Origin of the sequence: Azonexus sp., assembly GCF_030824335.1 — a bacterium.
Taxonomy (GTDB): Bacteria; Pseudomonadota; Gammaproteobacteria; order Burkholderiales; family Rhodocyclaceae; genus Azonexus.
The window spans coordinates 201,401-223,118 of the sequence record NZ_JAVBXX010000007.1; the positions used below are offsets into that span (position 1 = coordinate 201,401).

Genomic DNA, 21,718 nt, shown 5'->3' on the forward strand with positions numbered 1-21,718 from the left:
GAAAATAATGAAAAATCAACGTGGTGTTGCGCTTTCCGGCTTGATGTTCTGGGGTGTTGTTTGCATCATGCTCGCAGTGTTGGGCATGCGGGTGGCACCAAGCGCCATCGAGTTTTACAAAATAAAAGCAGATACCAAGGCGGTGGTTGAGCAAGCTTCGCCTGATGCAACGGTGGCCGATCTGCGCCGTGCTTTTTCAAAGTTTGCCGAAGTTGACCATCTCGATTTCTCTCCAAACCAGCTCGATATTTACAAGGAGCGCGGACAGATCGTTATTGCATTTGCTTACGAGAAGCGGATTCCGCTATTTGCGAATGTCAGTCTGGTGATCGATTACAAGGGGTCCACCGCGGAGTAAGCATGACCGCGCAGACCATAGCCCAAGGTATCGGCCATCATTTTTCCGATCCCGCCCTGTTGCGCACGGCGCTAACGCACCGCAGTTTCGGTACGCCAAATAACGAGCGCCTGGAGTTTCTCGGCGATGGCATTCTCGATTGCGTGATTGCCGCAGCCCTTTACCACCGTTTTCCCGATCTGCCCGAAGGTGATTTGTCCCGGTTGCGGGCCAATCTGGTGCGCCAGGAAACTTTGCATGCACTGGCTTTGCAGCTGGATATCGGCAATCACCTGCACCTGGGTGAAGGCGAATTGAAGAGCGGTGGAGCAAGTCGTCCGTCCATGCTGGCTGATGCGCTGGAGGCCTTGTTTGGCGCCGTTTACCTGGATGCCGGTTTCGATGCGGCGAGCGAAGTCATCATTCGGCTTTACGCGAGCTTGCTGGACTCCTTGAAGCCCGGCCAATTCCAGAAAGATGCAAAGACCCGTTTGCAGGAATTCCTGCAAGGGCGCAAGAAAGCCTTGCCGCGCTACCGGTTGCTTGAAACCAGCGGTGCGGCGCATCTGCAGTCTTTTGTCGTTGCCTGCGAGATCGATCAACCGGCGGTCCGTACGACTGGTACCGGCAACAGCCGGCGTATTGCCGAACAAAATGCGGCCGAACAGGCCCTGAAAGCACTGAATACATGACCCAATACCATTCCGGCTACATTGCCATCGTCGGTCGTCCCAACGTCGGCAAGTCCACGCTGCTCAATCACCTGATTGGTGAGAAGATCAGCATCGTTTCGCGCAAGGCGCAGACGACGCGGCACCGTGTGACCGGCATCCTGACCGATGAGGCTTCGCAGTTCGTTTTCGTCGATACCCCAGGTTTTCAGACCAAGTATTCCAATGCACTGAACCGGGCGATGAACCGTGGCGTGACACAGACCTTGAGTGACGTCGATGTTGTGCTCTTTGTCGTCGAAGCCGGTCGTTACGATGCCAAGGACAAGGCAGTCGTGCGTTTGTTGCCGAAGGACAGGCCGGTGATTCTGGTGGTCAATAAAACTGATTTGCTGAAGGATCGCACGGCTTTGCTACCGTATCTGGCGGAAGTTTCTGCCGACTTCGACTATGCTGCCGTAGTCCCGGTCAGTGCCGCCAAGGGCCGGCAGACCAAGGATTTACTCGATGAAGCCCGGAAACATCTGCCCAACGAGGGCCTGATGTTCCCCGAAGATGATTTGACGGATAAAAGTGAGCGTTTTCTGGCTTCGGAATACATCCGGGAAAAGGTTTTCCGTCTGATGGGCGATGAATTGCCCTACGCCACCGCCGTCGAGATCGAGAAATTTGAAACGGAAGGCAATCTGCGCCGGATTTTCGCCGCCATCGTGGTCGACCGCGAGGGACACAAGGCCATCGTCATCGGCAAAGGCGGTGATTCGTTGAAACGTATTGCCAGTGAAGCCCGGCAAGACATGGAGCGGCTGTTTGGCGGCAAGGTCTATCTCGAAATCTGGGTCAAGGTGAAGTCGGGCTGGAATGACGATGAACGCCTGCTGAAGAGCCTCGGCTACGAGTAAACCATGAACCACCAGCGCAGCAAGGTGGACGGCCAGCCGGCCTTCGTGTTGCACAGTTATCCTTATCGGGAAACCAGCCTGATTGTTGAAGTGTTTACCCGCGACTTCGGGCGCATGGCGCTTTTGGCCCGTGGTGCCCGTCGACCGCGTGCCGCCATCCGCGGTCTGTTGATGGGCTTCCAGCCGCTGGAACTGGGCTGGGCTGGCAAGGGCGATGTGTTGACCTTGATGAAAGCCGAGTGGCAGGGCGGGCAACCCTTGCTGGCAGGTGAGGCGCTGTTTTGCGGCTACTACCTGAACGAACTGCTGATGCATCTGCTACCCCGTGAAGATGCCCACGAAACGCTTTTTGCCCGTTATACCGAGATGCTGCAGCATCTGGCCGCCGATGCCTCAGGCAAGCTACGCGAAGCCGACCTGCGCAGTTTCGAAAAAGCACTGCTTGAAGAGCTCGGCTATGGTTTGACGCTGGAATACGATGCAGCCGGTCAGCCGATCAGTGCCGATGCCTTCTACACCTATCGCATGGAACAGGGGCCGGTACGTCTGGAGCACGCAGCCGAGGCCGCTCAGGTGGTACGCGGCAAGACCTTGCTTGATCTGCATGGCGAAAATTTCTCCGATCCGCGCTCAAGGGCTGAAGCCAAAGCCCTGATGCGGACGTTACTGGCCTACTATCTGGATGGCAAGGAACTCGAAACCCGAAAGATATTCAAGGATTTGCAGGAGCTGTGATCACGCTGGGCGCTCGGTCAGCTTGAGCAGTATGTCGGCGTACCAGGCGCCGTTCAGTCCCAATGCCTCGTCCTTGATCAGATCGCGATTGCCGACATCAAAACGCGAGGAATGAATCCCCAGCAGCATCCAGGGCAAGTCACCGTGTGCTGGCAGCGGTTCGGTGATGCGCATTATCACTGGTGCGCCGCTGCTGCCGCGATGGGTTCGCGCATCGGTCAGGAAGAATCCCTCGCCCTGAAAGCGCAGACCGAATGACGAAGCGATGATGGCATGGCGAACGACTGGCGTGTGATGCAGTGCATCATGGAAGCCGAGTGGGAAACCGACGATAAGCAACGATGAGCCCACCTCAACTTGCGCCAGGCTGCTCAGCAGGTGTCGTGGACTGAAGGCACGATAAACGGCCGTTTTAGGCAAGGCCTTGCGATCAATTTCAACGACAGCGACATCGATGACGCCGGCAGCATCGCTGCCATGACGCCAGAGACTTTTGCCGTCGCGGTACAGCGGGATGGAAAATCCGGTGGATTCGGCGATGTTTTCGGCATTGATGTGCAGCTCGATTTCTATCCGGTCCGGATAATGTTTGCTGCTTTTGCTGAACAGCACATGGCGGCTGGTAACCAGAAACAAGCGCTCGTCACGCTCAAAGAAAAAGCCGCTGGCGTTGGTCAGCAGTGAGCTCTGGCTGTACGTCGAGATGCGGGCAGCGGTTAGCAGAATGGGTTCGATCATTGGCGGGCTCGCAGGCAAAGGGGGAATATTCGGGAGAAACAAGCGATGGCAAGCTTGCCGCAATTGGGGGCAGCGGGGTAACGCCCCAAGCGTAGCCGGAATTTCTTGGTAGCGGGGTTTAGATTGCATGGCCGCATGGCCGCATGGGCGAAATCCCTTGCTCGTCCCACGGCTTATCGACTCAGGCTAAAATGCCGGCCGATAAGTGCGACACAAAATTATTCGTTTCAGACACAAAAGGAATATCTCCCAGATGATCGAACTCGGCGTCAATATCGACCACATCGCAACCATTCGTCAGGCCCGCCGTACTTATGAACCCGATCCGGTCTGGGGCGCTGTCGAAGCCCAGTTGGGCGGTGCCGACGGCATTACCGTCCACCTGCGCGAGGATCGCCGGCATATCCAGGATGCCGATGTCCGCCGGCTCAAGGAAACGACGCAGATCAAGCTCAATCTCGAAATGGCGGCAACCGACGAAATGGTCGGCATCGCCTGTGGCCTGAAACCCGAGATGGCCATGCTGGTGCCGGAGGGGCGCCATGAGATCACGACTGAGGGTGGTCTGGACATCATTGGCCAGGAAGCCCGGCTGAAAGACATCATCGCCCGCCTGGCCGATGCCGGCATCACAACCAGCGTGTTCATCGATGCAGAAATCCAGCAAATCGAGTCGGCCGCGCGGATCGGTGCCCGGGTCTGCGAAATCCACACCGGCCCTTATGCGCACGCTTTCTACGACAAGGGGCGCGATGCCGAAGCGCCAGCGGTGCTTGCCGAACTGGACAAGATTCGCCGGGCCGGCCAGCGGGTGCAAGAACTGGGCATGCGTTTCAATGCCGGTCATGCGCTGAATTACTACAATGTGCAACCAGTGGCCCGGCTGGCCGGCATCCGCGAACTGCATATCGGCCACGCCATCGTCAGCCGTGCCGTCTTCGTTGGCTTGCGTGAAGCGGTGCGCGAAATGAAAGCCTTGATGCGCGAAGGCGCACAGCGGGCAGAAAAAACCGGCGAATGATCCACGGGATCGGCACCGACATTGTCGCGGTCGCGCGTTTGCGCGGCATGTGGGAGCGTCACGGCGAACGGGCGCTGGACAAACTTCTGGCGCCGCAGGAGTTCGCCGATTTTGCCCGGGCGGTGGACAAGGGGCGTTTTCTGGCCAAGCGCTTTGCCGCCAAGGAAGCCTTCGCCAAAGCTTTCGGTACCGGTGTTCGTCCGCCGGTCTTGCTGCCGGCCATGGCCATCGGTCATGACGACCTTGGCAAGCCGGTATTCGAATTTTGCGGTCCACTGGCCGAAATCGTCGAAAAACGCCGGTTGACCGCACATTTATCGATCAGCGATGAAGCGGATTACGCCGTCGCCTACGTGATTCTGGAGCAGGTATGACCCAATTTTCCCCCGACTCGCCAGCTTCGCTGCCCGGCCCGCTGATGATTGATATCGCCGGCACGGCATTGACCGAACTGGATCGCCAGCGTCTGTGCCATCCGCTGGTTGGTGGCATCATCCTGTTCTCGCGCAATTTTGCCAGTCGCGAGCAGTTGACCGCACTGACGGCAGAAATCCACGCCTTGCGCCAGCCGCCGTTGTTGATTGCAGTCGATCACGAAGGGGGCAGGGTGCAGCGCTTCCGTGAAGGCTTCACCCGCTTGCCCGCGATGCGTTCGCTGGGTTGTTTGTACGACCGTGATCCGGCTGCAGCGCTGGCTGCGGCACGTGATGTCGGTTTCGTTCTGGCGGCCGAACTGCGGGCTTGCGGGGTCGATTACTCGTTTACGCCGGTGCTTGACCTCGACTACGGTCCGTCGCGGGTGATTGGCGATCGCGCCTTCCACCGCGATCCGGCCGTCGTCAGCGCGCTCGCCACTGCCTTGGGCGAAGGTTTGAAACAGGCTGGCATGGGCACTTGCGGCAAGCACTATCCGGGACACGGTTATGTCATCCCGGATTCGCATGTCGAGTTGCCGGTGGATGACAGGCCGCTGGCAGCCATGCAGGAAGACCTGCTGCCGTACCGCAACGTGGCGCTCGATGCGGTCATGGCAGCGCATGTGATTTACGAGTGTATTGATTGCAATACTGCTGTATTTTCAAATAAATGGATCGATTATTTGAGAAACGACATCAAGTTTGAAGGTGTCGTTTTTACCGATGATCTGTCGATGGCCGGGGCCGGTGTCGTCGGTGACATGCTGGCCCGGGTCCAGGCGGCCTGGGGCGCTGGGTGCGATATGTTGCTGGTGTGCAATTCACCTGAATCGGTGGCGCTGGTTCTGGATAACTGGCAACCGGTCGCCGATCCAATACGCGGCCAGCGCGTGTTGAACCTGCTGCCTGAGGTTGCTGCGCCCGATCTGAACGCTGCGGTCTATCGCGCAGCCTTGGCCGGTGTGCTGAGTATTCCTGCCGCCTGACGGCAGGAATTTGGCTGACCAACCGGCTGGTCAGCCAACGGCGAGATGCTACTAATCGCTACCAGCGCGCCGACCCGCCTTGATCGCCGAACGACGGCCCTTTTCTTCAAGGCGACGTTTCACTGAACCGCGTGTCGGTTTGGTCGGCCTGCGGGCCTTTTCAATTTCGGCCGCGCTGGCCACCAGCCGCTCGAGACGGCGCAGCGCTTCGGCACGGTTCTTCTCCAGACTGCGAAATTCCTGTGCCTTGATGACGACCACGCCATCCTTGCTGATCCGATGGTCGTTCAGTTGCAACAGACGTTCCCGAACCCTCTCGGGGAGCGACGAGGTTTTGATGTCAAAACGCAGGTGGACCGCATTCGACACCTTGTTGACGTTCTGCCCGCCGGCACCTTGCGCGCGGATGGCGGTAAATTCGATCTCTTCGGGTGGAATGCTGTAGCAGGGATGCATGGCGGGACTCGGTGGACCGGCAACGATTGAAATCAGGGCGCCTGATTTTAATCGTTGCCGGCCAGCGCCGCCTGCAGCATTTCAATGAATGCTCGTGTTTTTGCCGGCATCAGGTGACGGCCGGGAAATACCGCCCAGGCCGTATGGGCAGGCAAGGACCAGTCAGGCAACACCCGGCGCAAGCTCCCTTGGCGCACATAAGGCGCAGCGAAATAATCGGGTACGGCAGCGATGCCGGCGCCGGCGCGTGCCAGGTTGATCAGGATTTCCGGTGAATTGGCGCTGGCCCGGCCGGGTGGCGTGCCTTCCCAGTGCCGGCTGTCGGATTGCAGTATCCAGCCCTGTGTTTCGCCTTGGCGGCCGGACAGGCGTAAGGCCTCGTGCTGTAAGAGGTCATTCGGCGTTTTCGGATCACCGCGCTCGGCGAGGTAGCTGGGCGCTGCGTACAGCCCTCCGGTAAAGCGGGTCAAGGCACGGGCGGCGAGCAGTGTGTCGTTGGGCAGGTCGCCCATGCGGATGGCCAGATCGAAATTTTCCCCCAGCAAATCGACCCGCCGCGGCGACAAGTCGAGTTCCAGCGACACCGCCGGATGCAGCGCGATGAAAGCCGCCAGCATGTCAGTCAGCAGCAAGGTGGCGAAATCGTTCGGCATCGATACGCGCAAACGGCCGCTTGGCCGGGCCTGGCGGAACTCGCTCAAGGCCTTGACGGCATCGACTTCAGCGGCAACCTGGCGGGCGTGCTCGAGCAGCAACAGGCCGAATTCGGTCAGGTTCAGGCGCCGTGTGGTGCGCAGCATCAGTCGCTCGCCCAATTCTTCTTCGAGCAGGGAAATCCGCCGCGATACCGTGGGTTTTGGCAGTCCCAGCCGTTCAGCGGCACGACTGAAACTGCCGGCATCGGCGACGCGGGCGAAGATGAAGAGGTCGTTGGGTTCAAATTGTTCCATAGGTGAAACAATTATATCCAGATAGCTATCTTCTGGAATATATCGCTGCGTAATACAGTGCACTCAACGCAAGACCTGAACCGAAGCCCAAGGAGAATGAAATGAACATTTTGCAAATCAACGCCAGCATTCGCAGCGATGCTGCCAATTCGACCCGTGTCGCCAACAGCATTGTGGCCCGCCTGCAAGCCGCCAATCCGGATGCCAGGGTGACGCTGCGCGATCTCGGCGCCAATCCGGCCCCGGTGCTTGACGGCGCGGCGCTCGGCGCACTATTCACCCCGGCCGAGCAGCGCAGCGCTGAACAGGCCGCCCGTGTTGCGGTCGACGACGTGCTGATCGCCGAAATCCAGGCAGCCGACGTCATCGTGTTCGGCGTGCCGATGTACAACTTCGGCATCCCGGTGCAACTGAAAAGCTGGATCGACGCCATTGCCCGTAACGGCGTGACTTTTCGCTATACCGCGAACGGTCCGGAAGGTCTGCTCAAAGGCAAGAAAGCCTACGTCGGCTTTGCCCGTGGCGGCCGTTACCGGGGTACGGATGCTGATACCCAGTTGCCCTATCTGAAAGCCATCCTCGGTTTTGTCGGGATCAGCGATGTCAGTTTCGTTCATGCCGAAGGTCTCAACATGGGTGAGGAAGCCGCGGCGCAGGGCTTTGCCGAAGCAGAAGCCGACTTGAACCGGCTGTTTTCCTGAGTCAACCCCCAGATTTTTGCGGTCAACCTGCTTTTCAAGGAGTTTTTCATGCCCCAAACGCTTATTCGTAACGCCGAATCCGTTGCCCGTTCCCGCCAGGTGGCGCAGCTGGTTGCCGGCAAGGAAACCTCCGATGGTGCCGGCGTCAAGCTGACCCGTGTGCTCAGCCAGTCGCTGCAGCGCCGGCTTGATCCCTTCCTGATGCTCGACGCCTTTGGCAGCGACAAGCCGGACGACTACATTGCCGGCTTTCCTGACCATCCGCATCGCGGCTTTGAAACGGTGACCTACATGATCGCCGGCCGCATGCGCCATCGTGACAGCGCCGGTCATGAAGGTTTGCTGGAAAACGGCGGCGTGCAATGGATGACGGCCGGGCGCGGGGTGGTCCATTCGGAAATCCCCGAGCAGGAAGCGGGAGTCATGGAAGGCTTTCAGCTCTGGCTGAATCTGCCGGCTCAGGACAAGCTGTGCGATCCCTGGTACCGGGATTTCGCCGCAGATGATTTGCCAGGCTTCAGCACCGAGAGCGGGGTGGCAGTCACCGTGATTGCCGGCACCAGTCATGACGTGACGGGGGCTGTTGTGCGCCAGGCGACGGCGCCGCTTTACCTGGACATTCATCTGCCGGCCGGCAGCCGTTTCGCGCAAGTCCTGCCGGTCGGTCACAATGCCTTTGTTCATGTTTATCGTGGCGACGTCACGATAGCCGGACAAAAGGTCCCGGCCCAGCGCATGGCCATCCTGGAAAACGCTGCCGAAGCGGATGGTGTGATCATTGAAGCCAGTACCCCGGCGCGTGTTCTGTTGCTGGCCGGCCAGCCCTTGAATGAGCCGATTGCCCAGTACGGCCCGTTCGTGATGAACAACGAGCAGGAGATTTACCAGGCGCTGAATGACTATCGCAGCGGTCGCTTCGTCGAATAAGCAGATTTTTGGCGAGGCAATTGCGTCATCCCCGCGTAGGCGGGGAACCAGTCTACTCAAATAGCTCAGCATGCGTACCTGCCCGCACGAAAATCACCAGTCCGTGTTTGCCAACATCCTCAAGCCGGTAGACCAGCAGAAATTCGCCTCCGATGTGACACTCCCCCTCCTTGGGACGAAGCATGTCCTAGCGCCCGGACAGCGTCAGCCGATCCCAATCTTTCCCTGGCCGCCCGGTCAAGCGCATCAGGCCAGCCAGTGTCGGGCAGCGTACAGACCCGCTCTCCCACGCTGACTATTCTTGGTTTGGATGTACTGAATACGTATCCGAAGTACCTTGGTCAAGCCAATTCTGGCGAAACCGTATTCATCAACAGGGAATCATCACCATGCCGCAAAAAGCCGAATACATCGCCAAGATGGAACAACAACTTGAGAAATTGAACCTGAAAATGACTGACCTCGCTGCTGATGCACAGACAGCGAAAGAAGAGGCGCGTGAAGCCCACAAGGAAAAAATGGCCAAGCTACGTCAGCAGTCGAAAGTTGCCGCAACAAAACTCGAAGAGTTGAAAGCCGCCAGCGAAGACTCCTGGGGAACGATGGTCACGGACATGGAAGAAATGCATGATGCATTTACCCATTCCTTTTTCTCGTTGTTTCAAATCCCGGTTGCAAGTGGGGTACAAGAAGCTACCGAGAAAAAACCACAGGCCGCCCATTCGACATCCGTAAAAAAATCTTAGCCCGAAAACTTCTCCAGCACCTGCAGCCGCACATCGACCGTCAGCGCCAGTTTTTTAAGTTGGGCGGCTTTTTCCCGGCCGGCCGGGCTGGCTCGGTAGAAGTGCGGGGTCATCAGCAGCAGGTCGGCGATTTGCGCGGGGTCGTCGAGCGTGATGCCGTAGCGTAGCGTTTCCTGGTGGCGTAGTTCGAAGCCGGATGGCACCTTGGCGGGTTGGTCGGGGCTGGTTTTGACGCAGGGGTAGATGATTTCGCGCAGTTCGCACAGATGATCCGGGCCGGCGTCGATCTGGATGATTCGGCCGCCGGGTTGCAGTACACGGGCGAATTCTGGATAGACCGGGAAGCCGAACAGGCAGAGCACGCGCTGTAACGAGGCGGGCGGAACGGGCAGATGGGCGTTGCTGCCAACAACCCAGCAGGTCGTTGCCGGGCGTTTGCCGCCACCATCTTGTTTGGCTGCGGCGAGAATGGCCCATTTGGAAATATCGAGGCCGAGTAGCGTTAGCGGGTGGTTTTCCTGGGTTGCCCGGCCGGCCAGTTTGCGCAGGTAATAGCCTTCGCCGCAGCCGGCGTCGAGACAGGCGAGGGCGTTTGCGTTGGGGTGAGATGCCGTTGTGTCGTCAGTCAGCGTTGCGCTTGCCGCCAGCTCGGCAATCGGCGCGTAATGGCCTGCCGCCAGAAAGCGCTGGCGGGCAGCGATCATTTCCTTGCTGTCGCCTGGGTCGCGCGAGCGTTTGTGCTGCACCGGCAGCAAATTGACGTAGCCCTGCGCGGCGCAGTCGAAGCGGTGGCCGGACGGACAAACCCAGCTGTTGCTCTCGGCTTGCAGCGGGTCGCCGTCGAGTGGGCAGGTGAGGGCGGTGAACGGCGTCGTGCTCATCGCCGGTGTCAGGCTGCCTTGAGTTCTGCTGCGGCTTCTTCGCGCACCCGCTTGGCTTCGTCGAGCAGGTAGCGCTGGTAGTCTTCGAGGTCGCCGTCGAAGGGTTCGACACCGCCCTTGGAGACCAGCCAGAATTCGTCGCAGACCGAGCGCAGCATGGCGCGGTCGTGGCTGACCAGCATGACCGTGCCTTCGAACTCGTTGAGCGCAACCGCCAGTGCTTCGCGGGTGTTGAGATCGAGGTGATTGGTCGGTTCGTCGAGCAGCAGCAGGTTGGGCCGTTGCCAGACCAGCATGCACAGCACCAGCCGGGCCTTTTCGCCGCCGCTCATGGTGCCGACCGGCTGCTTGACCATCTCGCCGCCGAAATTGAAGGTGCCGAGGAAGTTACGCAATTCCTGCTCGCGCCCCGGCACGTTGCTGCGGCCGTTGGCAATGGCTTCCTTGGCCAGCCGGATCATGTGTTCGAGTGGCGTGTCCTGCGGGCGCAGCACGTCGAGTTCCTGCTGTGCAAAGTAGCCGATGTTCAGCCCCTTGCCTTCCGTGACTTCGCCGGCAATCGCCGCCAGGTCGCGGGCGATGGTCTTGACCAGCGTCGATTTGCCCTGGCCGTTGGCGCCGAGGATGCCGATACGCTGACCAGCCATCACCGAGCGATTGATGCCGCGCACGATGACCGTCGGTGGCGTGCCGGCTGGCGCGTCCTCCGGCGGCGGATAGCCGATGGCGGTATCGACCATCGACAGCATCGGGTTCGGCAGGTTTTGCGGTTCCTGGAATTCGAATGTGAATTCGGCATCGGCCAGTACCGGTGCGATCTTTTCCATGCGGTCCAGCGCCTTGACCCGGCTCTGCGCCTGCTTGGCCTTGCTGGCCTTGGCTTTGAAGCGGTTAATGAAGGACTGCAGGTGGGCGATTTTCTCGGCCTGCTTGGCCATCGTTGCCTGTTGCAGCAGCATCTGCTCGGCACGCATGTCTTCGAACTTGCTGTAATTGCCGCCGTAGCGGACCAGCTTGGCGTTATCGATGTGCAGCGTGACGCCGGTAATCGCGTCGAGGAATTCGCGGTCGTGGCTGATCATGACCAGCGTGCCCTGGTAGCGCTTCAACCAGGCTTCAAGCCAGACCAATGCGTCCAGATCGAGGTGATTGGTCGGCTCGTCGAGCAGCAGGATGTCGGATGGGCACATCAGCGCGCGCGCCAGTTGCAGGCGCATGCGCCAGCCGCCGGAGAAGCTGTCGACCGGATTGTGTAGTTCCGAAACCTTGAAGCCGAGGCCGAGAATCAGCGCCTGGGCGCGAGATTCGGCGTCGTAGTCGCCGGCATCGTGCAGCGCCATGTAGGCTTCCGCCATGCGCATGCCGTCATCGCTGGCTTCGGCATCGTGCACTTCGTTGCGGGCGGCGAGCAGCGGCGTGTCGCCGTCGATGACGAAATCGGTCGCCGACTGGTCGGTTTCCGGCATGTCCTGCGCGACCTGGCCCATGCGCCATTGGCTGGGCATGGAAAAATCGCCGCCATCTTCATGCAGCGTGCCGTTGAGCAAGCCGAACAGCGTCGATTTGCCGGCGCCGTTGCGCCCGACCAGACCGACTTTTTCGCCCGGATTGATGGTGATTGAGGTCTTGTCGAGCAGCACTTTCGTGCCGCGGCGCAGGGTAACGTTTCTTAAAGTGATCACGAGCGATCCTTGGTGAAAGACCGCTCAGGACGATCTACTTCATGTTGAAAAATCAAAGCAGGCCGACACTTTCCTCAACGCCGAGATGCACGTTCATGGCTTGCACAGCCGCACCGGAGGCACCCTTGCCGAGGTTGTCCAGGCGCGCCATCACCAGCATGCGTTCGGCGTTGCCGAAGACAGCGATGTCCACGCGGTTGGTGTCGTTGTTGGCTTCTACGTTGTAGAAACCGCCTTCGGTGGTCGCAGCCAGATCGACCGGCAACACATTGATGAACGGCTCGCCGGCGTAATACTCGGCGATGATCTTTTGCACATCGGCCGGCGTGGCGGCGCGGGTGAATTGCTGCGGCTGCAGGTAGACGGTGACGGCCAGACCCTTGTAGAACGGACCGACGATGGGCTGGAAGATCGGTGCTACGGTCAACCCGGTGTAGGCTTGCATTTCCGGCAAGTGCTTGTGGGCCAGCGCGAGCGCGTAGGGGCGCGGCGCCTTCAGTTGCGTGGTACTGGCGCTGGCGGCCTGGTAATCGGCAATCATCGATTTACCGCCACCGGAATAACCGGTAATGGAGTTCGCAGCGACCTGCGTTGCTGCCGGCAGCAGTCCGGCGGCGACCAGCGGACGCAGGGCCAGGATGAAGCCGGTGGCGTGGCAGCCGGGGTTAGCAATGCGCTTGCTGGCGCGGATCTTCGCGCGCTGCTCGGCGCACAGTTCCGGCAGGCCGAACACCCAGTCCGGATTGACGCGGTGGGCGGTCGACGCATCGATGATGCAGGTATTCGGGTTATCGACCAGGGTGACCGACTCCTTGGCCGCATCGTCCGGCAGGCACAGGAAAGTCACATCGGACGCATTGATCAGGCGCTTGCGTTCAGCCAGATCCTTGCGCTTGTCGGCATCGATCTTCAGCAGTTCGATATCGGCACGTTGTGCGAGGTATTCGTTGATCTGCAGGCCGGTAGTGCCTTCCTGGCCGTCGACAAAGACTTTGTAGGTCATGGGGAGTCCGCTGTTTAGGGGTGGAATGAGGCAGAAATTCTGGCAGAAAACGATGACGGTTTGGCGAAATCGTTGTTTTTTACGGTCGACCGCAGAAATTGAGCAAAAAGTAGCCAAAAAGCAGCAAAGGCAGCCGAAGCTGCCTTTGCGCTACCCGGCAGAAAGCAGGAATTACTTGCTGCGGCTGCGGTATTCGTCGGTACGCGTATCGATTTCGATCTTGTCGCCGATTTCGACGAAAGCTGGGACCGGCAGTTCGAAACCGGTGGAAATCTTGGCCGGCTTCATGACCTTGCCCGAGGTGTCGCCCTTGACGGCCGGTTCGGTGTAGATGACTTCGCGGACCAGCGAGTTCGGCAGTTCGACGGAAATGGCCTTGCCGTCGTAGAACACGACTTCGCACGGCATGTCGGCTTCGAGGTACTTGAGCGCATCGGTCATGTTCTCGGCTTCGACTTCGAACTGGTTGTACTCGGCGTCCATGAACACGTACATCGGATCGGCGAAGTAGGAGTAGGTCACTTCCTTCTTGTCGAGCACGACAACTTCGAACTTGTCGTCAGCCTTGTAAACCGCTTCCGACGGGTTGCCGGACAGCAGGTTCTTGAGCTTCATCTTGACGACGGCGGAGTTACGGCCGGACTTGTTGTATTCGGCCTTCTGCACCACGAGCGGCTCGGTGCCGACCATGATCACATTACCGGAGCGGAGTTCCTGAGCGGTCTTCATGTGAGATATCCAAAAAAATCTGAAAGGGAAAAGCCCAAAATTATACCTTGACAGCGCAAAACCTGACGAGATTTGTCGCTAAATCAGGACTCTCGCTCAAGAAATCGCGCCAGCGGCGGGTGTGTTGGGCAATATTCGTCCGTTGCATCAGGAAGTCCTGCCAGGCCTTGGCGAAGTTGCCCTGGCTGGCGCGGTCATCGTTCCAGGCAGCAAATACCTGGCGCACTACGCTGGCGCTAGGCTCGTCCAGGCCGGCGCAATAGAGATCCAGAAATGCCGTCAATTTATCCAGGTGGGCATTGTCGTCCTGCCGGTAAATCTGCCAGATGAAGGGTTTTCCAGCCCATTGGGCGCGCACGAAAGAATCTTCGCCGCGCACGAAATTGATGTCGCAGCGACGCAACAGGCGGTCGTAATCGTCCATGGCCAGGAAGGGTATCGGTTCGATGCGGGCCATGCCAATTTGCCACGGACCATGGCCGCCCAAATGCGCGCTGACCGCTGCCAGCGGCTTGCCGGGCGGAACATGCAGGCGCACCGGGATGCTGGTCTGCGCAAGCTGGTCAAGCAATTCGCCAACCGGCGCGGTTTCGTAGCAGAACAGGCTGATGTCGAGTTGATTGTCCGGTGTGGCCGGTAGCGCTTGAGGCAAGCCGGATTCACGCAGCAATCCGCCGGTCGACCGCGAAAATCCGGGGAAAAAGAAATGTTTGGTCAGCGCCAGGGTGGGGTGGGGCGAGGCCATGCCGTGACAGCTTTCGGCCCAGGGCTCGGCGGTTAGGTATTCGAGATTGATCCAGCAGGGTGGGCGAGCGGCTTGGGCCATCGCGGCTACATAGGCCGGCGGCAATTCGCAGGCGAAGGCCTCAATAATCACCTCGGCAACCCGGTCGACCGCAAAATCGTTCGTCCAGCGCCGGATTTCGACGCCCTGGACCTGTTGTTGCGCGAGCAAAACATCGGTTTCCGGGCAAATCGGCGACAGGCTGGCCAGATCGTCGACCCACAGGCGCATTTTCTTGCCGTGCTCGCTGGCCAGCTGCCGGGCCAGTCGCCAGCAAACGCCAATGTCGCCGTAATTGTCGATGACCCGGCAGAAGATGTCCCAATGAAGCTGCATGGCCGGCATGTTAACATCTCGCCCCATGTTTACTCAGCCTCCCGCCTTTCAGGACCCATTGTCCTGCACCGCCTGTCCTCGTCTTGCCGAACACCTGGCGATGATTCGCCGGCGTGATCCGGACTGGCACGCCTTGCCGGTTCCCGCCTTCGGGCCACTCGATGCCGAGTTGCTGGTGCTCGGCCTGGGGCCGGGCGAGCGCGGCGCCAACCGGACCGGCCGGCCATTTACCGGCGACGTGGCCGGCGAGTTGCTGTATCCGGCCTTGCATCGTTTCGGTTTCGCGACTGCCGCCGAGGCGCTGGCCCCGGATTCCTGGGCCAATCCGCTGATGCAACTGCACAATTGCCGCATCACCAATGCCGTGCGCTGTCTGCCGCCGGCCAACAAGCCGGTGACGGCGGAAATCCGCCAGTGCAACGGTCATCTGAAGGCCGAACTGGCGGCGATGCGCCAACTCAAGGTCATCGTTGCGCTGGGCACCGTGGCGCATCAGGCGCTGTTGTGGAGCTACGGCCTGAAGCCGAAGGATTTCACCTTCGGCCACCATGTGCGTCATAACTTGCCGGATGGTCGCATCCTGATCGACAGCTATCACTGCAGCGGCTACAACTGGCGGACCGGCCGTTTGAGCCGCGAAAGCTTCGAAGCGGTTTTTGCCGACGTGACGACGATTTTGGCCTGATTGTTAGCGTCGACCGTGAAATTTGACGCAAAAGCCTTTCTCGCCTCGCTGACCGAACTACCCGGCGTTTACCGCATGCTCGGGGCGGACGGTGCGGTGCTTTATGTCGGCAAGGCCAAGAACCTGAAGAAACGGGTTGCTTCCTATTTTCGCGAGAACCTTTCCAGCCCGCGCATCGCGCACATGGTCAGCCAGATCGCCCAGATCGAAACGACGCCGACGCGCACCGAGGCGGAAGCGCTGCTGCTGGAAAACAATCTGATCAAGTCCTTGGCGCCGCGCTACAACATCCTGTTTCGCGACGACAAATCCTATCCCTACATTGTGTTGACCCACGGCAAGTATCCGCGCCTGGGCTTCTATCGTGGGAATCCGGATCGCAAGGCCGATTATTTCGGTCCTTATCCATCAAGCTGGGCGGTGCGCGATAGCATTCAACTGTTGCAGAAAATGTTCCGCCTGCGCACCTGTGAAGACACCGTTTTCGCCAATCGCTCGCGGCCTTGTCTGCTGTACCAGATCAAACGCTGCAGTGGTCCTTGTGTCGATCATATCGATCCGCAGGATTACGCGGCTGACGTGCAACTCGCCACGATGTTCCTGCTCGGCAAGCAACAGGAAGTCACCAAACGTTTGACCCTGTCGATGGAAGAAGCCTCTGCGCGGCTTGCTTTCGAGCAGGCGGCGATCTATCGCGACCAGATCCAGTCCTTGCACCAGGTCCAGGAAAAGCAGTTTGTTTCCAGCAGCAAGGGTGAGGACGTCGATATCATCGTCGCGGCCAAAGAAGCCGGACAACTGTGCGTCAACCTGGCCATGGTGCGCGGCGGCCGTCATCTGGGCGACCGGCCGTTTTTCCCGACCAATGTGGGTGATTCAAGCGCCGCTGATGCAACTGCGGCCTTCATTCGCCAGCACTACGCGGTTCATCCGGCGCCCGCCCGCCTGCTGGTTTTGCCCTTGCCGAGCGAGGATGAGGAGGGCACGACCGCTGCGCTGCTGGCCGAACTGGCCGGGCGTCCTGTGCCGGTCCTGGAAGCGCGCAGTATGAGCCAGAAGGCCTGGGTGGAGATGGCATTGCAGAATGCCCGCCTGGCCATCCTGGCGCGCAACCAGGCCACGGCGCAGCAGGAACAGCGTCTCGCTGCCTTGCAGGAAGCGCTGCAACTGGCGGAACCCATTGCGCGCATCGAGTGTTTCGACATCAGTCATACGATGGGCGAGAAGGCCGTGGCGTCCTGCGTGGTGTACGAAGGCAACAAGATGAAGAAAAGCGACTATCGCCGCTTCAATATTCGCGACATCACGCCCGGCGACGATTACGCAGCCATGCGCCAGGCGGTTACCCGACGCTACGACGGTATCGCCAACGGCGAAGGTATAGCACCCGATCTGATCCTGATCGACGGTGGCAAAGGGCAGGTCTCATCGGCCTGGGCGGCGCTCGCCGATCTCGGCTTGACGCATCTCAACATGATCGGCGTGGCCAAGGGCGAAGAACGCAAACCCGGCCTGGAAAGCCTGATTTTCCCCGATGGCCGGTCGGCGCTGAACTTGCCGTCCGATCATCCGGCCCTGCATCTGATTCAGGAAGTCCGCGACGAAGCGCACCGCTTCGCCATCACCGGTCACCGGGCGCAGCGGGCAAAGGCGCGCAAGACCTCGACACTGGAGAGTCTGCCCGGTGTCGGCCCGGCCCGGCGCAAGGCGCTGGTGGCGCGTTTCGGCGGCTTGGCCGGCGTCCTCGCCGCGACGCCGGAGCAACTGGCCGAAGTCCCCGGCATCAGCAGCGAGATGGCCGAGAAGATTCATTCCGCTTTACACTGACGCCTATGCCTTTCAATCTCCCCATTCTGCTCACCTGGCTGCGTATTGTGGCCATTCCCCTGTTGATCACCGTCTATTACCTGCCGGCTGATTGGGTAAACCCGCACGAGCGCAATCTGATCGCCACGGCGATTTTCATCGCCGCAGCCATTACCGACTGGGCGGATGGCTATCTGGCGCGCAAATGGAACCAGACGTCGGCATTCGGCGCCTTTCTCGATCCGGTTGCCGATAAGCTGATGGTCGCGGCTGCATTGATCATGCTGGTGCAGTTGGGCAGGACGGATGCGATCATTGCAACGATCATCATCGGGCGGGAAATCACGATTTCTGCGCTGCGCGAGTGGATGGCCAAGATCGGCGCTTCCAGGAGCGTTGCCGTTTCCATGCTGGGCAAGATAAAAACTGCGGCGCAGATGCTGGCAATCCCCTTATTGCTGTTTCAAGGCAGCCTGGCCGGCCATGACTCGATGATTGCCGGTAACTGGTTGATTTGGATAGCAGCTTTGTTGACGCTGTGGTCGATGGGCTACTATCTGCGCATGGCCTGGCCGGAAATTGCCCGGCGCAGCGCAGAAAAATAATCGCAAGGTGTTGACAACGCGCATGGCTGGTCTATAATGCGCGCTCTGTTTGACGCGGCAGTAGCTCAGTTGGTAGAGCGATACCTTGCCAAGGTATAGGTCGAGAGTTCGAGACTCTTCTGCCGCTCCATTTTTCTCAGGGAAGCGTAGCTTCCTTGTTGTAGCAAGTGTTAGTAGGCGTGGCGCGATAGCAAAGCGGTTATGCACCGGATTGCAAATCCGTGTAGGTCGGTTCGACTCCGGCTCGCGCCTCCAAGGTTTTTGCGGCAGTAGCTCAGTTGGTAGAGCGATACCTTGCCAAGGTATAGGTCGAGAGTTCGAGACTCTTCTGCCGCTCCAAATAAAAAAAGGGAAAGCGTATAGCGCTTTCCCTTTTTCGTATCGAAGCTTCGATACAATCCAAAACCCGCCCGGGTGGTGAAATTGGTAGACACAAGAGACTTAAAATCTCTCGGCTTATGGCTGTACGGGTTCGATTCCCGTCCCGGGCACCAAGGCTAACGATGATCATCTACGACCTGAGTTGCGACAACAATCACCGCTTTGAAGGGTGGTTTCGCAGTGCTGACGATTTCGAAAAACAGCATGAGCGCCATTTGGTGCGCTGCCCGCAATGCGATAGTGCAACGACCCGACGCATTCCCTCAGCGGTGGCCATAGGTGGACACCATAATCAGGAAGGCCAGGATGGTAATGCGGCATTGCCTGAAGTGTCAGCGAAGGGGGCGACAACCGCATTGATGCCGGCGGGGACTCAGTTTGCTTCAGCCTATCGCCAACTTATCCAGGCTATTGTGAATAGCAGTGAAGATGTCGGAGCTTCTTTCGCCGAGGAAGCCAGGAAAATCCACTACAACGAAGCCCCTGAACGTTCCATTCGTGGGCAGGCCTCTGCTGATGAGTGTGAGGCACTGCGCGATGAAGGCATCGATATCCTGCACCTGCCGATCGTCAAGGATGAGCACTGATCAAAATGGTGGTGGATGCTGGGCGTGTCTGACTGGCAAGCAGGTATTAGGTCGAGTGAGATACCGATGGCACGTCAAACAACAGTACGATTTTGTCGATATCTTCCTGCAGCACCAAGGCACGTAAGCCATTCAACCGAGTGCGGGCGGCAAGCAGGGGGGGCAGGGGATGGATGCTGGCGACTGGTAGTGCCTGTAGTTCGACCGGGCCGGCAACCAGGATTTTTCTGTCTTCAGCAGCGATTTGTTTGATATCCAGCCACTGAGCAGCGGTGGGCGGGCTGTTGTCTGGCGGTAGTCCAAGCAAGGCTGCAATATGCCCTTCCTGCTCATTCGTGGCACTTTGTCCTGCCGGGCGAGCACCGCGCACGCACCTGGCTTCGAAGCCGAGGCGCCATCCTCCGGCCGAAAAGACGACCACATCCAGAGTGTCGCAGGATTCTGTTTCGCTCATCCCAGCCCGCGTGCGTAGTCGGAAAACATCTTGTCCAGGTCGAGTACGGCAACGGGTTGTTCCTGAAACTTGAGCACGCCAAGCACCAGAGCTCGCATATGCTCAGGGAGTGTTGCCGGTGGTGGCTGGATACTGCTTTGTGGCAAATCCACGACGTCGACCATACGATCCACCCGAATGCCACTGCTCATGCCGCCGCCGTGCCCGAGCAGGATGGATGAAGTGCGGGAGGCCGTGCTTTCCGGCAGGTGCAGCATTTCATGTGGACGAATGACTGATTCGATGTCACCCCGGACATTGATAACACCTTCGAGCGAAGCAGGGCTGCCGGGAACGAAAAAGACATCGGCCTGGGCAAGAATTTCGCGGATACGTTCACCGTGAAAGGCAAAATACTGGTCACCCAGCGCAAAAATGACCAGTTTGACTGCCGGTTCATCAACATTGACGATATCTTGTCTGGCTTCGCGCCGTTGGCTGAGTACCTGGTCAAGCGTCGTTTCGCTCATGGGCTGGCTCCTAATCGACAACTACGCAGTTGCGGCCGCTGCGCTTGGCTTCGTAAAGCGCCTTGTCGGCTGCACCGCGCAGCAATTCCAAGCGCAGATGCGCGGGGTAGCTGGCAATGCCGGCGCTGAATGTGCAGTGAAATTCGCCGCTAGCTGAATGGAACATGACCCGACTGAAGTCGTCACGGAGTTCATTGACCAATTTTGCAGCCTCCTCAATCGCCACATCGGCCAGAATGATGGCAAATTCTTCGCCACCGTAGCGACCGACGACGTCCGAGTTACGCAGACGTTGCTGCAGCACGCGCGATAGCGCCAGAATGACCTGGTCGCCAACCGGGTGACCGTGGGTATCGTTGACCGATTTGAAGCGGTCGATGTCGATCATCACGAAACATAGCGAACCATTTTCGCGTTTCGCCGTAGCAATGGCACTGCCCAGCAGTTGCGTGGTTGTGGTGTGATTGAACAGGCCGGTCAGGCTATCGCGTGCCATCAAGGAGCGCAGCGTACGCATCCGCTCGGCGCGGATTGCCACGGCAGCCACGAGGTCTTCCGGAATCACAGGCTTGGTCAGGAAGCCTTCTGCGCCGATGCGCATGGCGGAAAACTGTTTTTGCCGATCGGTTTCGGATGACAGGTAAACAATGGGCAGGCCAACGTAATCCGGCATCTGGCGGACGATTTTTGCCAGATCCCGACCATTGCATTCCGGCATATACATGTCCATCAACACAATATCGGGGCGAAACTCCTTCAATACATCAAGCACACGGGTCGGTTCGCTCAACTGGTAGGTAACCATGCCGGCTTCCTGCAGAATGATGCCGTGATAGCTGGCAATTTCCGGTTCGTCGTCGACGATGAGAATGCGATAGCGTTCATGCTGCTGTTGCCGGGTCAGTTCATCCAGCATGGCCACCAGCTCCAGGGGACGTGCTGGTTTGTGGAAATAGGCTTCGCCGCCGGATTGAACGGCAGCCAGACGGGCGGCAAAATCGTCGCGGGCGGAAAGGACAATCGCCGGTACGGCCTTGCCGGTTTCCTGGCGCAAGGTAGCCAGCATCTCGGTACCGGCACATTGCCCATGCGGAAAATTGATGTCCATGATGATCGCATCAGGCCGCCGCGCCAGAACCGCATCGTGAAGGTTTTGCGGCTCGGTGAAGGTAACGGCTTCGTAGCCGAAGCAGGCAAGCTGGCTGGCCAGTTGCTCTAGCGTCAGGACCTCATCATCACAAATATAGACAACACTGCCGCGCGTGCCTGTGTCTTCTGGCATTGCCGTTGGCATGGTAAAGCTGGGTTCGTCCTTGATGGCATCACCACCCTCGGGTGAGCAAAGAACTCCGGCAATCATCTCGACGTAGTCGAGCGATTCCGTCAGTTTTTCCTGCCACTTCTCTGGCATGGCCTTGGCAGGGACTTCAAGCAGTTCACCGGCCAGGTCTTCGCCATGTGCGGCTGCGGTGCCGAGGTCACGAAAGCCGAAAGAGCGACCAGTACCTTTCAGGCTGTGCAGGAATCGATGTAATTCGACTGCTGCGCCATGGTCGGCCGGTTCGGCCTTCAGGCGTTCCAGCGTAGCCTTGGCCTGAGCCACCCGCATCGGCAACTGTTCAAGGAAAGTCGCACGCAGCTTGGCAATTTTGTCGCGTGCGCTCAGTGGTTTATTTCCAGCGTCGGTCAT

Annotated in this window: 26 protein-coding genes and 4 tRNA genes; 18 read left to right on the forward strand and 12 right to left on the reverse strand. The window is 59.1% G+C overall.

Annotated elements, in window-relative coordinates; genetic code table 11:
* The first annotated feature begins 7 nt into the window (after positions 1-7).
* From RCI20_RS04805 to recO, 4 genes are read left to right on the forward strand one after another with little or no spacing between them, the layout of a single operon-like run.
* Entirely contained in the window at positions 8-358 is a 351-nt protein-coding gene (locus tag RCI20_RS04805; protein WP_306603428.1) for a DUF4845 domain-containing protein, read from the forward strand.
* A 2-nt stretch (positions 359-360) separates the two neighbouring features.
* Complete coding sequence (gene rnc, locus RCI20_RS04810) at positions 361-1,029, forward strand: ribonuclease III (RefSeq protein ID WP_306603429.1); 669 nt, start codon at positions 361-363, stop codon at positions 1,027-1,029.
* Positions 1,026-1,910, forward strand: coding sequence for a GTPase Era (gene era, locus RCI20_RS04815; protein ID WP_306603430.1), 885 nt, complete (start codon positions 1,026-1,028; stop codon positions 1,908-1,910). The genes rnc and era overlap by 4 nt, the downstream gene beginning before the upstream one ends.
* A gap of 3 nt (positions 1,911-1,913) precedes the next feature.
* Positions 1,914-2,645, forward strand: a complete 732-nt coding sequence (gene recO / locus RCI20_RS04820; protein WP_306603431.1) for a DNA repair protein RecO — start codon at positions 1,914-1,916, stop codon at positions 2,643-2,645.
* On the opposite strand, the gene RCI20_RS04825 is transcribed toward recO, so the two are convergent.
* A complete protein-coding gene (locus tag RCI20_RS04825; RefSeq protein ID WP_306603432.1) occupies positions 2,646-3,383 on the reverse strand; it encodes a serine protease in 738 nt (245 codons plus the stop codon).
* Positions 3,384-3,636: 253 nt separating this feature from the next.
* Between RCI20_RS04825 and RCI20_RS04830 the strand changes: the two genes are divergently transcribed.
* From RCI20_RS04830 to nagZ, 3 genes are read left to right on the forward strand one after another with little or no spacing between them, the layout of a single operon-like run.
* A complete protein-coding gene (locus tag RCI20_RS04830) occupies positions 3,637-4,404 on the forward strand; it encodes a pyridoxine 5'-phosphate synthase (RefSeq protein WP_306603433.1) in 768 nt (255 codons plus the stop codon).
* Positions 4,401-4,778, forward strand: a complete 378-nt coding sequence (acpS, locus tag RCI20_RS04835) for a holo-ACP synthase (RefSeq protein ID WP_306603434.1) — start codon at positions 4,401-4,403, stop codon at positions 4,776-4,778. The genes RCI20_RS04830 and acpS overlap by 4 nt, the downstream gene beginning before the upstream one ends.
* Positions 4,775-5,806 carry a beta-N-acetylhexosaminidase gene (gene nagZ / locus RCI20_RS04840; RefSeq protein ID WP_306603435.1) on the forward strand — a complete coding sequence of 344 codons (1,032 nt, stop codon included), beginning with the start codon at positions 4,775-4,777 and terminating at the stop codon, positions 5,804-5,806. The genes acpS and nagZ overlap by 4 nt, the downstream gene beginning before the upstream one ends.
* Positions 5,807-5,857: 51 nt before the next feature.
* Here nagZ and arfB read toward each other — a convergent pair whose 3' ends face one another.
* Complete coding sequence (arfB, locus tag RCI20_RS04845; protein ID WP_306603436.1) at positions 5,858-6,262, reverse strand: alternative ribosome rescue aminoacyl-tRNA hydrolase ArfB; 405 nt, start codon at positions 6,260-6,262, stop codon at positions 5,858-5,860.
* A gap of 47 nt (positions 6,263-6,309) precedes the next feature.
* Positions 6,310-7,212, reverse strand: a complete 903-nt coding sequence (locus RCI20_RS04850) for a LysR family transcriptional regulator (protein ID WP_306603437.1) — start codon at positions 7,210-7,212, stop codon at positions 6,310-6,312.
* Positions 7,213-7,313: 101 nt separating this feature from the next.
* On the opposite strand from RCI20_RS04850, the gene RCI20_RS04855 reads away from it, so the two are divergent.
* Positions 7,314-7,913, forward strand: coding sequence for an FMN-dependent NADH-azoreductase (locus tag RCI20_RS04855; protein WP_306603438.1), 600 nt, complete (start codon positions 7,314-7,316; stop codon positions 7,911-7,913).
* 48 nt (positions 7,914-7,961) lie between these two features.
* Positions 7,962-8,840, forward strand: coding sequence for a pirin family protein (locus tag RCI20_RS04860; RefSeq protein WP_306603439.1), 879 nt, complete (start codon positions 7,962-7,964; stop codon positions 8,838-8,840).
* A 52-nt stretch (positions 8,841-8,892) separates the two neighbouring features.
* Here the strand turns inward: RCI20_RS04860 and RCI20_RS04865 are convergent, their stop codons facing one another.
* Complete coding sequence (locus RCI20_RS04865; protein WP_306603440.1) at positions 8,893-9,024, reverse strand: type II toxin-antitoxin system YafQ family toxin; 132 nt, start codon at positions 9,022-9,024, stop codon at positions 8,893-8,895.
* Between the two features lie 205 nt (positions 9,025-9,229).
* Here RCI20_RS04865 and RCI20_RS04870 point away from each other — a divergent pair, with 205 nt between their 5' ends.
* Positions 9,230-9,586: a hypothetical protein gene (locus RCI20_RS04870; protein ID WP_306603441.1), complete on the forward strand. Its 357-nt coding sequence runs from the start codon at positions 9,230-9,232 to the stop codon at positions 9,584-9,586.
* On the opposite strand, the gene RCI20_RS04875 is transcribed toward RCI20_RS04870, so the two are convergent.
* From RCI20_RS04875 to earP, 5 genes are all read right to left on the reverse strand, one after another.
* Complete coding sequence (locus RCI20_RS04875) at positions 9,583-10,467, reverse strand: putative RNA methyltransferase (RefSeq protein WP_306603442.1); 885 nt, start codon at positions 10,465-10,467, stop codon at positions 9,583-9,585. The genes RCI20_RS04870 and RCI20_RS04875 overlap by 4 nt on opposite strands.
* 8 nt (positions 10,468-10,475) lie before the next feature.
* Positions 10,476-12,149 carry an ABC-F family ATP-binding cassette domain-containing protein gene (locus RCI20_RS04880; RefSeq protein ID WP_306603443.1) on the reverse strand — a complete coding sequence of 558 codons (1,674 nt, stop codon included), beginning with the start codon at positions 12,147-12,149 and terminating at the stop codon, positions 10,476-10,478.
* Positions 12,150-12,201: 52 nt separating this feature from the next.
* On the reverse strand, positions 12,202-13,152 hold the full coding sequence (gene argC, locus RCI20_RS04885; RefSeq protein WP_306603444.1) for an N-acetyl-gamma-glutamyl-phosphate reductase: 951 nt from the start codon (positions 13,150-13,152) through the stop codon (positions 12,202-12,204).
* 171 nt (positions 13,153-13,323) lie between these two features.
* The gene (gene efp / locus RCI20_RS04890) at positions 13,324-13,881 is read right to left on the reverse strand and encodes an elongation factor P (RefSeq protein WP_306603445.1); all 558 of its coding nucleotides are present in this window, start codon (positions 13,879-13,881) and stop codon (positions 13,324-13,326) included.
* A gap of 40 nt (positions 13,882-13,921) precedes the next feature.
* Positions 13,922-15,028 (reverse strand): elongation factor P maturation arginine rhamnosyltransferase EarP, encoded by a 1,107-nt coding sequence (gene earP, locus RCI20_RS04895; protein ID WP_306603446.1) that lies wholly within the window; start codon positions 15,026-15,028, stop codon positions 13,922-13,924.
* Here earP and RCI20_RS04900 point away from each other — a divergent pair.
* The 8 genes from RCI20_RS04900 (at position 15,027) to RCI20_RS04935 (ending at position 19,065) form a co-directional block, all read left to right on the forward strand.
* Positions 15,027-15,686 carry a uracil-DNA glycosylase gene (locus tag RCI20_RS04900; RefSeq protein ID WP_306603447.1) on the forward strand — a complete coding sequence of 220 codons (660 nt, stop codon included), beginning with the start codon at positions 15,027-15,029 and terminating at the stop codon, positions 15,684-15,686. The two genes, earP and RCI20_RS04900, sit on opposite strands and share 2 nt — an antisense overlap.
* A 15-nt stretch (positions 15,687-15,701) precedes the next feature.
* Positions 15,702-17,513, forward strand: coding sequence for an excinuclease ABC subunit UvrC (gene uvrC, locus RCI20_RS04905; RefSeq protein ID WP_306603448.1), 1,812 nt, complete (start codon positions 15,702-15,704; stop codon positions 17,511-17,513).
* A 5-nt stretch (positions 17,514-17,518) separates the two neighbouring features.
* Complete coding sequence (gene pgsA / locus RCI20_RS04910; RefSeq protein ID WP_306603449.1) at positions 17,519-18,097, forward strand: CDP-diacylglycerol--glycerol-3-phosphate 3-phosphatidyltransferase; 579 nt, start codon at positions 17,519-17,521, stop codon at positions 18,095-18,097.
* A 54-nt stretch (positions 18,098-18,151) separates the two neighbouring features.
* Positions 18,152-18,227, forward strand: a tRNA-Gly gene (locus RCI20_RS04915).
* Between the two features lie 51 nt (positions 18,228-18,278).
* Positions 18,279-18,352, forward strand: a tRNA-Cys gene (locus RCI20_RS04920).
* A gap of 8 nt (positions 18,353-18,360) precedes the next feature.
* Positions 18,361-18,436 (forward strand) — tRNA-Gly (locus tag RCI20_RS04925).
* 69 nt (positions 18,437-18,505) lie between these two features.
* Positions 18,506-18,591, forward strand: a tRNA-Leu gene (locus tag RCI20_RS04930).
* A 9-nt stretch (positions 18,592-18,600) separates the two neighbouring features.
* Positions 18,601-19,065, forward strand: coding sequence for a DUF1178 family protein (locus tag RCI20_RS04935; protein WP_306603450.1), 465 nt, complete (start codon positions 18,601-18,603; stop codon positions 19,063-19,065).
* Between the two features lie 46 nt (positions 19,066-19,111).
* Here RCI20_RS04935 and RCI20_RS04940 read toward each other — a convergent pair whose 3' ends face one another.
* From RCI20_RS04940 to RCI20_RS04950, 3 genes are read right to left on the reverse strand one after another with little or no spacing between them, the layout of a single operon-like run.
* Positions 19,112-19,519 carry a hypothetical protein gene (locus tag RCI20_RS04940; protein WP_306603451.1) on the reverse strand — a complete coding sequence of 136 codons (408 nt, stop codon included), beginning with the start codon at positions 19,517-19,519 and terminating at the stop codon, positions 19,112-19,114.
* Positions 19,516-20,028, reverse strand: a complete 513-nt coding sequence (locus tag RCI20_RS04945) for a chemotaxis protein CheW (protein WP_306603452.1) — start codon at positions 20,026-20,028, stop codon at positions 19,516-19,518. The genes RCI20_RS04940 and RCI20_RS04945 overlap by 4 nt, the downstream gene beginning before the upstream one ends.
* Before the next feature lie 10 nt (positions 20,029-20,038).
* Positions 20,039-21,718 carry a diguanylate cyclase gene (locus tag RCI20_RS04950; RefSeq protein WP_306603453.1) on the reverse strand — a complete coding sequence of 560 codons (1,680 nt, stop codon included), beginning with the start codon at positions 21,716-21,718 and terminating at the stop codon, positions 20,039-20,041.

Excerpts from the sequence above, each read along its gene's own strand:
- RCI20_RS04825 (WP_306603432.1), bottom strand. The coding sequence starts at position 3,383 with ATGATCGAACCCATTCTGCTAACCGCTGCCCGCATCTCGACGTACAGC.
- nagZ (WP_306603435.1), top strand. The coding sequence starts at position 4,775 with ATGACCCAATTTTCCCCCGACTCGCCAGCTTCGCTGCCCGGCCCGCTG.
- RCI20_RS04945 (WP_306603452.1), bottom strand. The coding sequence starts at position 20,028 with ATGAGCGAAACGACGCTTGACCAGGTACTCAGCCAACGGCGCGAAGCC.
- RCI20_RS04875 (WP_306603442.1), bottom strand. The coding sequence starts at position 10,467 with ATGAGCACGACGCCGTTCACCGCCCTCACCTGCCCACTCGACGGCGAC.
- efp (WP_306603445.1), bottom strand. The coding sequence starts at position 13,881 with ATGAAGACCGCTCAGGAACTCCGCTCCGGTAATGTGATCATGGTCGGC.
- RCI20_RS04855 (WP_306603438.1), top strand. The coding sequence starts at position 7,314 with ATGAACATTTTGCAAATCAACGCCAGCATTCGCAGCGATGCTGCCAAT.
- RCI20_RS04935 (WP_306603450.1), top strand. The coding sequence starts at position 18,601 with ATGATCATCTACGACCTGAGTTGCGACAACAATCACCGCTTTGAAGGG.
- RCI20_RS04850 (WP_306603437.1), bottom strand. The coding sequence starts at position 7,212 with ATGGAACAATTTGAACCCAACGACCTCTTCATCTTCGCCCGCGTCGCC.
- era (WP_306603430.1), top strand. The coding sequence starts at position 1,026 with ATGACCCAATACCATTCCGGCTACATTGCCATCGTCGGTCGTCCCAAC.
- RCI20_RS04805 (WP_306603428.1), top strand. The coding sequence starts at position 8 with ATGAAAAATCAACGTGGTGTTGCGCTTTCCGGCTTGATGTTCTGGGGT.
- RCI20_RS04870 (WP_306603441.1), top strand. The coding sequence starts at position 9,230 with ATGCCGCAAAAAGCCGAATACATCGCCAAGATGGAACAACAACTTGAG.
- argC (WP_306603444.1), bottom strand. The coding sequence starts at position 13,152 with ATGACCTACAAAGTCTTTGTCGACGGCCAGGAAGGCACTACCGGCCTG.
- RCI20_RS04900 (WP_306603447.1), top strand. The coding sequence starts at position 15,027 with ATGTTTACTCAGCCTCCCGCCTTTCAGGACCCATTGTCCTGCACCGCC.
- recO (WP_306603431.1), top strand. The coding sequence starts at position 1,914 with ATGAACCACCAGCGCAGCAAGGTGGACGGCCAGCCGGCCTTCGTGTTG.
- acpS (WP_306603434.1), top strand. The coding sequence starts at position 4,401 with ATGATCCACGGGATCGGCACCGACATTGTCGCGGTCGCGCGTTTGCGC.
- arfB (WP_306603436.1), bottom strand. The coding sequence starts at position 6,262 with ATGCATCCCTGCTACAGCATTCCACCCGAAGAGATCGAATTTACCGCC.
- RCI20_RS04860 (WP_306603439.1), top strand. The coding sequence starts at position 7,962 with ATGCCCCAAACGCTTATTCGTAACGCCGAATCCGTTGCCCGTTCCCGC.
- RCI20_RS04865 (WP_306603440.1), bottom strand. The coding sequence starts at position 9,024 with ATGCTTCGTCCCAAGGAGGGGGAGTGTCACATCGGAGGCGAATTTCTG.
- pgsA (WP_306603449.1), top strand. The coding sequence starts at position 17,519 with ATGCCTTTCAATCTCCCCATTCTGCTCACCTGGCTGCGTATTGTGGCC.
- earP (WP_306603446.1), bottom strand. The coding sequence starts at position 15,028 with ATGGGGCGAGATGTTAACATGCCGGCCATGCAGCTTCATTGGGACATC.
- RCI20_RS04950 (WP_306603453.1), bottom strand. The coding sequence starts at position 21,718 with ATGACCGACGCTGGAAATAAACCACTGAGCGCACGCGACAAAATTGCC.
- RCI20_RS04940 (WP_306603451.1), bottom strand. The coding sequence starts at position 19,519 with ATGAGCGAAACAGAATCCTGCGACACTCTGGATGTGGTCGTCTTTTCG.
- rnc (WP_306603429.1), top strand. The coding sequence starts at position 361 with ATGACCGCGCAGACCATAGCCCAAGGTATCGGCCATCATTTTTCCGAT.
- RCI20_RS04830 (WP_306603433.1), top strand. The coding sequence starts at position 3,637 with ATGATCGAACTCGGCGTCAATATCGACCACATCGCAACCATTCGTCAG.